General features: G+C 57.3%; 8 protein-coding genes. 2 read left to right on the top strand and 6 right to left on the bottom strand.

Features of this window, described 5'->3' with window-relative positions:
• Window positions 1-3: 3 nt before the first annotated feature.
• Window positions 4-978 (bottom strand): glycoside hydrolase family 16 protein, encoded by a 975-nt coding sequence (locus tag RSE16_07485; protein ID WRH74578.1) that lies wholly within the window; start codon window positions 976-978, stop codon window positions 4-6.
• Between the two features lie 123 nt (window positions 979-1,101).
• Complete coding sequence (locus RSE16_07490; protein ID WRH74579.1) at window positions 1,102-4,293, bottom strand: TonB-dependent receptor; 3,192 nt, start codon at window positions 4,291-4,293, stop codon at window positions 1,102-1,104.
• A 158-nt stretch (window positions 4,294-4,451) separates the two neighbouring features.
• Here RSE16_07490 and RSE16_07495 point away from each other — a divergent pair, with 158 nt between their 5' ends.
• Window positions 4,452-5,957, top strand: a complete 1,506-nt coding sequence (locus RSE16_07495; GenBank protein WRH74580.1) for a tryptophan halogenase family protein — start codon at window positions 4,452-4,454, stop codon at window positions 5,955-5,957.
• A gap of 44 nt (window positions 5,958-6,001) precedes the next feature.
• On the opposite strand, the gene RSE16_07500 is transcribed toward RSE16_07495, so the two are convergent.
• The 4 genes from RSE16_07500 to RSE16_07515 are packed head-to-tail and all read right to left on the bottom strand — an operon-like array spanning window position 6,002 to window position 10,406.
• Window positions 6,002-7,477: a bifunctional 3-(3-hydroxy-phenyl)propionate/3-hydroxycinnamic acid hydroxylase gene (locus RSE16_07500; protein WRH74581.1), complete on the bottom strand. Its 1,476-nt coding sequence runs from the start codon at window positions 7,475-7,477 to the stop codon at window positions 6,002-6,004.
• A 36-nt stretch (window positions 7,478-7,513) separates the two neighbouring features.
• Window positions 7,514-8,545, bottom strand: a complete 1,032-nt coding sequence (locus RSE16_07505; GenBank protein ID WRH74582.1) for an MBL fold metallo-hydrolase — start codon at window positions 8,543-8,545, stop codon at window positions 7,514-7,516.
• 5 nt (window positions 8,546-8,550) lie between these two features.
• Entirely contained in the window at window positions 8,551-9,390 is an 840-nt protein-coding gene (locus RSE16_07510) for a fumarylacetoacetate hydrolase family protein (protein WRH74583.1), read from the bottom strand.
• Window positions 9,387-10,406, bottom strand: a complete 1,020-nt coding sequence (locus tag RSE16_07515; GenBank protein WRH74584.1) for a VOC family protein — start codon at window positions 10,404-10,406, stop codon at window positions 9,387-9,389. The genes RSE16_07510 and RSE16_07515 overlap by 4 nt, the downstream gene beginning before the upstream one ends.
• 79 nt (window positions 10,407-10,485) lie before the next feature.
• On the opposite strand from RSE16_07515, the gene RSE16_07520 reads away from it, so the two are divergent.
• The gene (locus RSE16_07520; protein ID WRH74585.1) at window positions 10,486-11,124 is read left to right on the top strand and encodes a TetR/AcrR family transcriptional regulator; all 639 of its coding nucleotides are present in this window, start codon (window positions 10,486-10,488) and stop codon (window positions 11,122-11,124) included.
• The last annotated feature ends 129 nt before the right edge of the window (window positions 11,125-11,253 follow it).

Below are 11,253 nucleotides of genomic sequence, written 5' to 3' on the forward strand. Positions count from 1 at the left end.
GATTTATTCGCCCCCTTTGGCACCCTTGATGCAAGCAAGTCCGCTCTCCCTGTCATCTTTGCATTGATAGACACGGATCCAGTCGATCATGAACTCCGCTGGGACGGAGTTCATGATTATTCCCTTGTCATTGTTTTCTTCTGACAATTTCCCTCCGATGGCGAGGTTCGCCATGATGTAGAAGGCCTTGTCAAAAGGCGCAACGGGATTTGATTTTGCGCGTGGAGAGGCCGTATTCCATTGATCCGGGGTGACTTCCCAATAGAGTTTGTTGTCCAGATAGAAGCGCATCAGCCCCTTTGCCCATTCCAGCGTCCAGATGTGAAAATCGTCTGAAGGCAGGGCTTGGTCGGGCAGGGCCACCCGCTGGTGAACATGCTCGTTCTTTGGCGCCTTGTCGCCGAAATGGATGGCGCTGAGTGTGCGATTTTCCCCGACATTGCCCTTACACTCGTCACAGGTCGCGCCGAGGTTGACGGCTTCCAATATGTCGATCTCGCCTGACAATGGCCATCCGCCATAATGATCGTCCGCCGGCATCATCCAGACTGCCGGCCAGGTTCCTTGACCCTTGGGCACTTTGGCGCGGAATTCAAATTTTCCATAGGTCCAGCTGGCAAGCTTGCGCGTGCGTATCTTCCCCGAAGTAAAGGGCTGCGTCTTATTGGGATTGGGCATCGATGCAATTTCAGGCGGACGATCCGGCCCTGTAAAACGCTCTTCAAGCGCCGTCAGGTAAAGCAGGCCGCCGCTCACCCGAATATTCTTCGTCCTGTCAGTGTAGCATTGGCGTTCATTATTGCCGCCGCCCCAGCAGGATTTTTCGGGCTTCCATTTTTTGCGATCAAGTTCCGTTCCGTTGAACTCATCAGACCAGACAAGTTCCCATGCCGGCTTGTCGGCACCGCCTGTTTCCGCCCTCAATGGATGGATCGACAGAGTGGCAACAAGCAGCGCGAAACAATATGATATTCTCATAGCTAGATCCCAATGGCTCCCAAGCAGCGCGAAAGCATGCGTCCTCTTGTCATGCTTCAAAACGAAGAGCGGGCCCCGGTCAATGACAGAGGCCCGCTCGTTACCATATCGGCAAACGGATGCTTAAAAGTCGAACCGCGCCAGGAAGGTGTAGCGCCGGTCATTGCGGAAAGCAGAGCGGGTTGCCCGCGTTCCGTCAAAGTCGATCACTTGCGAGGTTTGGGTGACTTCATCGAGCAGATTGACCCCCTGGATACCCACTTTCACATTCTCGGTCACCTTGAAGAAGATCGAAGCATCCAACTGCCCCGTGCTTTCTCCATAAATGGGCGAGAATGGGAAGATCACGTCCCGCGGTGTTTGCAGGAAGTCAGACCGCCAATTATAGGCGGCGCGCAAACTCAGCGGCCCCTTTTCATAAAAGGCGACGGCATTGACGGTGTGCTTCGAAACGCCGGCCAAAGGCAAACCGCCAGCCAAGGGGCTCTGTTCGGCACCCAGTGATGCGTTGTTGAAATCGCCGGCATCGACATAGGTGTAGGTCAATCCTGCCCCCAAGCCGCTGAGCAATCCGGGCAGGAAGTCATAAGCCTGCTGATAGGCGACCTCGACGCCCTTCAATGTGCCGCCGTCGCTGTTGACCGGCGTATTGAAGATGATGTCGGTGGTGCCAGCGCGGGTTTGGAAAGGACGCACAACCGCACCGCTGTTGATGATGTTTGTGATGTCCTTGACGAAACCGGAAACGGTCAGCGAGCCGACATTAGCCCAATACCATTCGAACGAGAGATCGTAATTCCACGATTCCACCGGGCGAAGGAAGCGGTTGCCCGTGCCGATACCAAGCAACGGACCAGTGGCCAGAAGACCGCCTGCACGCAGGTTGTTGGTATTGTCATAAGCGCCGCCGCCGGATGTGAACGCTGAGAGATCCGGCCGCGAAATCCCCTTGGACGCTGCGGCACGCACCAATATCCCATTACCGAAATCAAGCTTGGCGTTGAAGCTGGGCAGCCAGTTTTCATAACGGATGTTCAGCGGGTCAGGAATGATTTCACCGGTAAACAAAGCGGCATAGGCGGCTTGGCGGCTGGGTGACAGACCGCAATAGCCTGGCACCGGCGTGATATTATTGGCCAGAATGAATGCGCAAGATCCTTGCACTTCTGCCAACTGGACTACGCCGTCACGATTGCCGTTATTGTCGAAGAATTCCGGCGTAGGTAAGCTGAACGAACCGCCGCTGCGGACCGATGTGCTGATGTAACGCAGGCCGAAATTGCCGCTAAGCTCGGCATTGTCCCCAAAACGGGTGCCGAAATCGACGCGTGCATAAGCGCTGGAGGTGCTTTCCTCGACATCAGAGATTTCGCCGGTGGTCCAAACGCCGCCGGGCACGTTGCTGGCGCGTGCAGAGATCGGGAACCATGCATTGGGCGTCAGAGTTGAAGCGGTGATTGCATTGGCTTGCGTACGGATCGCACCGCTCAAATAGTCGGCGACCATATTGTCGCCGCCGAAGAAGAAGGCCGAGCCATTCCCGAGGGGAACCGGAGCATTGCCGCGCTGGAAGCCATCACCAAAGGGATTGCGCAGTTGTGCCGAATTCGGGAAATCCCGGACATAAGCGCCGCCGCAACCAAAGGCCTGGAAGTCGCCGCAATTCCAATTGCCGCCACGACCAGTCCATGGTGCGCCCAAATTGCCCCAGTTCGAGAAGTTCGCGCTGCGGGTTACGCGGCTGCGATCACCCCAGCGTGCGCCAAAGCGGGCTTTTTTGAAGAAGCCTTCATCGCTGACATCATATTCAGCATCGAAACGCATCGATGTCAGCTCGCCCTCATTCTTGACCTGGTTATCGATCAGGAACCAATAGAATGTCCGCGACGGGTCGTTGAAATAAGACGCAGGTGAAGTGGTCTGGCCGGGCTGCAAAAACTCGACCTGCGGCGTGCTGCCGGTGTTGTCGATGCGCACGTCGGAGTAGGTTTGCATCGCGGAGATGAAACCATCTTCGGTCCGGTCCGATTTGATGTGCTGCACTTCAAAGTTGAACCGCAGTCGATCCGAAGGGCTGAGCTTCAGATGCGCCGAAAAATCTTCGGTCATTGCGGTGTCTTCGCGCTGGAAGCGGAGCAGTTCGGTTGGAATGCCGCGTCCGCCCGTGAAGGGCTGCAACTGCGTCAATGTGCCCGCGACGAACTGGTTGTCGTCATAGGTTGCTGTCGTGCCCGGTGCCAGTACCGGGAAAAGACCATCGTCGTTGACGAGGGCGAGAACAGCATATTCGTTCAGCGTCGCATCGGTTTCGGCACGCAGATATTCGACTGTCAGCAGAGCGCGACCGTCGTTGCTTTCCCATTGCCCGATTGCGGAAAGCGCATTGCGATCACGCGTCAGATCGGTGGTGCGAACGCCGGCACCCTTGGGTACAAAAACCGCTCCGGCGGGGGGGAAATTGCTGGACGTGAACTGCTGGTCGCCGCCAAACCCGCCCGAACCGACGGGGCGAACGCGCAAACATGGGCCGTTGAGGGAGGGCGCGCGATAGCAGGGATCGGTAATCTGCGACGCATCGGTGCGCGTTACCAGTTCGGATTGTGCATAAGCGATTTGGACGCCAAATCGGCCCATGCCGGTTTCGAACGTGTTCGATCCCAGAATAGAAAAGCCAGGCGACCATTTCTTTGCCATGTCGCCATAATTGCCTTCGATCGTGCCAGCAATTTTCAAACCGGGAGTGTCCAGCGGTTTGCGGGTAATCAGGTTGACCGATCCTGAAATGCCGCCATCGATCATGTCTGCCGTGCTGTTCTTGAACACTTCGACCCGGCCAAGAAGTTCCGGCGAAACGTCGTTGAAGGACAGTTCACGTCCGCCATTGGCTGAGAAAATGTCGCGACCGTTCAGTTCAGAACGCACGAAGGGCAGGCCACGAATGATGACGCCCGAACCTTCGACAGAGAAACGGTCCGGATCATTCCGCTGTTCAAAACGCGAGATATTGATGCCGGGGACGCGCTGCAGCGCTTCTGCGACTGATCTGTCGGGCAGGGCGCCGATATCTTCTGCGGTGATGACGTCAACAAAGGTGTCTGCATCGCGCTTTTTATTCTGCGCGCTTTCAAGGGCCTTGCGATAGCCTGTGACGAGGATGACTTCCTCTTCAGCCTTGCTTTCATCGGCCGCTGCGGTTTGTGAGTCGGCGTCTTGCGCCAGCACCGGTGTCGCAATCAGCGCGCTCAGCGCCAGGCTTGAAGCAGTCGTTAACGCCGCAAATCTGCGAGCGTGCGCAAAAGTTGAAATCTTGGCCAAGGCAACCTCCCATTTCCCCAAAATATTGCGGGCGTGATTCTCCCGTTAATTTGGCGGCATAATTTAGAATGTGAGCGTTCACAAGGTGTAAAATGAACGTTCACATTTTGATGGAATGCGTTATTGCAATTGGACAGTCTTTCGAGTGGATAGGGCATATGGCGATCGAAAAAATCATTATTGTCGGCGGCGGAACAGCAGGCTGGATGGCCGCCGCAGCCTTGTCGCGAATAAAGGCCGGGCGCGCTGTCGATATTACGCTTGTCGAGTCGGAGCAGATTGGCACCGTCGGGGTCGGCGAAGCCACGATTCCGCCATTTCTCGATTTCAACAAATTGCTGGAAGTCGATGAGCGTGAGATGCTTGCCGCCGTGCAGGGCAGTTTCAAACTGGGCATCCAGTTCGTCAACTGGGGCAAATTGGGCGACAGCTATATCCACCCGTTCGGCAATTATGGCTACCAGATGGAGGGCATATCGTTCCACCATATTTGGCACAAATACCATCAGGCGGGCGACAAGCGGCCCATTCAAGTCTTCAATATGGAAACAATGGCCGCACATTTCGGCCGCTTTGCACGGACAGAAGATTATCAGCGCGAAGATTTGCCGCCCGTAAATTATGCCTATCATATTGATGCTGGCCGCTACGCCAGATTTTTGCGCAGCTATGCGGAAAAGCGCGGCGTGGTGCAGAAAGAGGGCAAGGTCACCAGTGTCGCGCAGGATAGTGAAAACGGCTTCATCACGTCGATTACCCTGGACGATGGCAGCGTTTTTGAAGGCGATCTGTTCATTGATTGCTCCGGTTTCCGCGGCCTGTTGATCGAACAAACGCTCAAAACAGGTTATGAGGACTGGACGCATTACCTGCCCTGTGACCGTGCGGTCGCTTTGCCCTGCATGCGTGAAGACGGCAGCCCGCCATTGCCCTACACGCGCGCCACAGCGCATAGCGCAGGCTGGCAATGGCAAGTCCCCTTGCAACATCGCAATGGCAACGGACATGTCTATTGCAGCAGCTATATGGGCGACGATGAGGCGCTTGATATCTTGGTCAAGAATATGGCCGGAAAACCGGGTGCGGATCCGAACTTCCTGCGTTTTACAACGGGCAGACGGAAGAAGTTCTGGAACAAGAATGTCGTGGCACTCGGTCTTTCGGCGGGTTTTATGGAGCCGCTGGAATCCACCTCGATCCACTTGATCAACACCGGCATCAACAAGCTGATCGCGCTGCTTTCACTGGATGGAATAACGCAGGCGCAGGAAGATGCTTTCAACCGGCTGACCGGGAAAGAATATGAGCGTATTCGCGACTTCCTGATCCTTCATTATAATTCGACCACGCGCAGCGATAGCGAATTCTGGAATCATTGCCGGACTATGGCAGTGCCAGATAGCCTCACCGAAAAGGTCGAATTGTTCCGTTTGAATGGACAAATCTTCCGCGAGGATGATGAACTTTTCACGGAAACAAGCTGGGCAGCGGTGATGATGGGGCAAGGTATTGCGATGGGGGGCCATAACACCATGGCGGATGGTCTGAAGGAGCCTGCGACTGCAAAGGAAATGGACGCCATTGAGCAGTCTATTCGCTTTGTGGTCCAGCATATGCCGGGCCATGGCGAATATCTCAGCAAATATTGCCCAGCGGTTTTGTAACTAGATAAAAGCCAATGAAATTGGGGGCATGCTCTCTATCGCGTTCAGACGCGGAAGGAGCATTCTGCACCCTGCGCCACCATTGCCGTTTGCGCCTGCCATGCGCGGCTCAGCGATGGTCCATCCGCAGCGCCGAATAGATAGCGGTCCGGCCGGATGAGGACCGCATCGGCGCCGGTCTGGTTCAGCCAATCCCGCAAAGCCGGGGCAAAGGGAGCAAGATCCTTCCGGTCGAGATCCTCTCGACTGAGGAGCCATGGCTCCGCTCCCACCACATCATCGAGCCGCGCACCCTCGCTCGACACAAATTGCGGGAAATAGCTGCCGGCAACTGCGCAGCCAGTGAGGATGATTCCGGCAGTGATTGGCGGATATGCCGGCGGCCCGTCGGGCAATTTCCCAAGGGCGCGGGCGAGCTTGAATTTGAGGTCGCGCATCCACGCACCCCATTTGCTGGTGATGCACACTGTGCGCCCCATCATGATCGCCATTTCGATGGTTGCGCGGACATTGGGTTCGCGTTCCGGCTGGTAACTGTCGAGCAGGCTGTCGGGCGCTTTGCCGGTGACAACCTCTGCCAGTTTCCAGCCGAGATTGGCGGCATCGCGAAGGCCCGAACACATGCCCTGTCCCGCAAAGGGCGGCGTCTGGTGCGCGGCATCGCCTGCCAGCAGCACGCGGCCCTTGCGCCATTGGTTAGCGATACGCGCTCGAAAGGTATAGATCGCCTTGCGTTCGATCCGCACGGCACCCTTCACCTTCCATGGCTCCAGCAGCTTTTCGATAAAGGCATCGTCGCTGACCTGCTCGGCGCTTTCGCCCGGCTTGATCATAAATTCCCAGCGGTGCCGGCCTTCCCCCATCAGCACGCAGGTCGTCGGGCGTTCAGGGTTGCAGATCTGCAGATTTTTCTGGGGCAGGCGCGACGCATCATCGACCAACACATCGACAACCAGCCATGGCTCTTCAAAATTCAAATCATCAAAGGCGATGTCAGAGGCTTTGCGCAACAGCGATCGTGCACCATCGGCGCCGACAAGATAGCGGGCCTGTATCGCCCGCTCGCCATCGGGCGTTGCAATCATCGCCGTCACTACGTCCCCGTCATCAACAAAGGATGTGACCTCCCAACCGCCATAGAATTCGGCATTGGCATAGGCCGACAGCGCGCGCCGCAGCGCCGCCTCTACCGAAGGCTGGTGGATCATGTTCGCCACCGGCCAGCCGCCCGCGCCGATCTGTTCCGCGCCGTCGAAACGCAGCAGGACTTCGCCCTTTGCGTTGAGGAAATCATAGCGGGAGGCCCGCCGGCTTGTCGCCATCACCTCATCGGCGACCCCCGCCTCCTGCAGGATGCGCATGCATTCATGGTCGATATGGGCTGCACGGGGCAGCGGATAGATCGCGGCTTCCTTCTCCGCGACGATCACCTTCACCCCGCGTCGCGCAAGAAGCACCGCCAGCGTGACGCCGGTCGGGCCACCGCCCGCGATCAACACATCGCAATCAAAATCCGTCATCCGAACCCTCCCCCGGATTAGCGAGCCAATTTGCGATCAAAGCACCAGGATCATCCCGTCCTGCGCAACTGTCAGCTTGCCCTTAAACTGTTGCCCCATCCCCTCAGTGTACATCTGCCGGACCACGAAACTGTCGGGATAGGGTATGAGGTGCGTGAGCAGCAGGTGCTTCACCCCAGCCTCCTGCGCCTGCTGGGCGAGCGCCATATTGTCGGCATGGTAGGGGATGGTGCGTTCGGCCACGGTTGCCTCAAAATCCATTCCCAGTTTCCGCATTTGCGGGATCGCGCGGCGCACCATGTGCGCGGCATAGGATTCATGGATAGCCAGATTGGCATCGCGCATCGCATCCATGTTGACCGGACTAACCTCGGTATCGCCGCTGATGAAGACCTTTTTGCCCTTATATTTGAGGACGTAGCCCAAAGCGGGTTTCACCGGATCGTGTGCAACGAGCGTTGCATCAATCGTCACGCCATCCTTGTCATACACCCGCACCACGCGCTGACCCTCGGCAAAGGCGATTTCGAGCGGCACGCCAAAGGCGACAGCGCGGTTCTTGGCCAGATGCGGCATATTGGCGCTGCGATAACCTTCATCGAGAGCATAAGCCTGTGCGAAGCCATCGAGCACTTGCTTAATTCCGACCGGACCTTGCACCTCCAGCGGTGTTCTTCGACCCCAAATCCAGCCGGCATTAATCAGCGTGGCAAGGTCGTTGAAATGATCCGAATGGAAATGGGTGATGAACACGCGTTCGAGCTGGTTCACCGGTATCTTGGAATGCGCGAGCGAGCGAACTGCGCTGTCACCAACGTCAAAGAGGAACATCTTGCCGCCCGCCGACACCAGCGTGCAGGCCTGTGCCTTGGCCGAGCTGACTTCGGGCGAACCGGTACCGCAGATCAGCACGCGGACATGCTCTTTGTCTTTAAGGAAGCTGCGGTCAGGCTCTTGCTGCAACCTGCCTTGGATCGCCCGGTCAACCAGTGCATCACGATTGATCCACGCCAGCACCAACGCGCCTACTGTTAGCGCCAGGACAGCGTAAATGATTTTGCGGATCATCGGGCTCAGCCTTCCGCGACCATGGTGCCTTCGATGTGGCCGAGCCCGTCCACTTCACAGCGCACCACGTCGCCGGCCTTCAGGAACTGGCGCGGGTCCATGGCAGCGCCGACGCCGCCCGGGGTGCCGGTAAACAGGCAGTCGCCCGGCTCCAGGGTCATCCCTACCGAGAGATGCTCGACCTGTTGCCAGATGTTGAACACCAGATGCGCTGTGGTCGAGTTCTGTCGCACTTCGCCATTGACGAGGCAGCGCAGGCCCAGCGCGTGCGGATCGTCCACTTCATCAGCCGTGACGATCCACGGCCCCATGGGTGCATGTGTGTCGAAACTCTTGCCCAATGACCATTGCGGCGAGGCGTGCTGCCACATGCGCTCGGTCACATCATTGCCGATACAATAGCCGAAAATGGCCGCAGGCGCGTCTTCGGTGGTAAGATGCTTGCCGCCCTTGCCAATCACGGCCACCAGTTCGACCTCATAATCATTGGCCATCGTGCCGGTTGCGATTTCGATGTCATCATAAGGCGCATTGACGCTGGTCTGTGCCTTGGTGAACCAAACCTGCCGCTGCGGCGTTTCCATCTTTGATTCCGCGATATGGTCAGCATAGTTGAGGCCGATCGCGAAGATTTTGCCCGGACGTTGAACCGGCGCTTCCAGTCTGACCGAGGCGAGCGGCAGGCCGCCGCCGGCAGCCGCCTTTGCCTCAAGACCGGGCTTCAGCGCGTCCCAGTCGCGGATCAGGTCGATCATCGTGCCTTCGACACCGCTGTCGACGATCTGGTCACCCAAGACGATGCCGGTACGGGTTTGGCCATTAGCCGTATAGGTGGCGAGTTTCATGCGGGATTTCCTTTTGGCTGGCGGCTGAACAGCCGTTTGATGCGGATATTGAGGGCAGTGAAAAAAGCGATGAGGCCTGCAGGGGGCGGCATTTTGCTGGCAAACATTGGATGCGGTGCACCCCATTGCACGGCGAGCAGCGCGCTTATCGGCTGTTTCTGTGGCGGATCGGCGGCAGTGAACAGGTCGCCATCGGTCCAATGTTCGAGTTCATTGCCGAACGGATCTTTCCAATAATCGAATATCTGGCTTCCCATTATGTGACGGCCAACGCCCCATGCGGCTTCGCGCTTCTTCGCCTTCAGATGCTGGTGGCCAAGCATCAGGTCATCGAGATTGGCGACCTCGAACGCCGCGTGCAGCAGTCCGAGTGGGCCGGGCAGTTGCGCGAGAAATAGTGTATGATGGTCCGCGGGCTTGTCTCCGCGGTCGCAGCGCATGAACGCCCCGAGCGCAACATCCTTGGCCGCTTCCACTTCGTCGGATGTCAGAAATCCGAAACGATCCTTGTACCATTTCTCCGACGCGCGGAAATCGCGCACCTTCAAAACAGCGTGACCGATGCGGCGGACATGGGCGGGTGCGGGGTCGAGCCTTATGGTGGAGCGGAAACGCGGTTTGGCGGATGCCGTGTTTCGCTCTGGGTCAGCAAAAGCGGGCGTTGCTTCGCCTTTGCACTGGCCGGCGACAACCTCGACGCCATAGCCATCGGGATCGATCAGGCGGATGATCTTGCCGCCGCCGGGTTCTTCCAAATCGTCAATCGCGACGCCTTCGGCTGCGGCAAGCTTTTCCAGATCGGCAACAGTCTCAGCGCGGAAACCAACCGCGAGGAACTTCGCTTCACCCGGCTGTGTCACATGGACGAACGGGCGTCCGTCGCTGCCCTTGCCGTAAAGCCGCCCGTCCGTTTCAAATGTATGCATCCCGAAATCGTTCAGGAACGCGCGCATCGCAGCGAGGTCCGGCGCAGCAAAGCGTACATGCGCAATATCTTCGATCCGAATGATCGACATCGCCTCTCTCCCGCGATTCAGTTTTGACTATTTGGTCAAATAACTTGCGATTGACCAGATAGTCAATTAGAATTGGCGCATGGCCACTTCGTCTCAATCGCTTGCTTCATCGCCGCGTGTCGCCCGTACCCGCGCGGCGCTTATCGCTGCGGGTTTTGACCTTTTGGTCGATCGATCGATTGACGCCATTCCGATTGACGATCTGGTCGCAAAGGCGGGTGTCGCGAAGGGCAGTTTTTTCAATCATTTCGCTGACAAGCAGGATTTTGCCAACGCCATCGCCACCGAAGTGCGGCTCGAGCTTGAGGATCTTGTGGCACGGTGTAACGCGCGGATTGACGATCCGGTCGAGCGGATCGCGCGGGGCATGCGCGTCGTTGCTGAATTTGCCATCACAAACCCCAAAAGATCGGCCGTGCTGCTGCGGAGCCATGCAAGCTCGACTGCAAGAGATCATCCGCTGAACAAGGGTCTTGTCGAAGACATGGAGGCGGCCAGCGCGCTCGGATTGGTCAGGGCCGAAGCCCGTCACAGCGGCGTGCTTTATTGGCTGGGTCTTTGCCAGGTTCTGATGATCAACCTCGTCGAGCGCAAATTCCCCCGACCAGATGCCGACCGGCGGATTGAAGACATGATTGTGCTGGGATTGTCGGGGCTGGGTGTGGACGCAGAGCGCGCGACCCGGCTGGGCGACCAATTGCGCAACTTCGCAACGTGACATGCGTCTTGGTCGCAAGATCATAACATTGGGTTATGGCTATCACATAAGTTTTTATCACATTTGCCATTTCAAAGCAGAAATTTAGTTGTAACACCCTTCGCCATATTAAAATCACATCAGGGGGCG

The organism is Sphingobium sp., from assembly GCA_035196065.1.
Classification (GTDB): Bacteria; Pseudomonadota; Alphaproteobacteria; order Sphingomonadales; family Sphingomonadaceae; genus Sphingorhabdus_B; species Sphingorhabdus_B rara.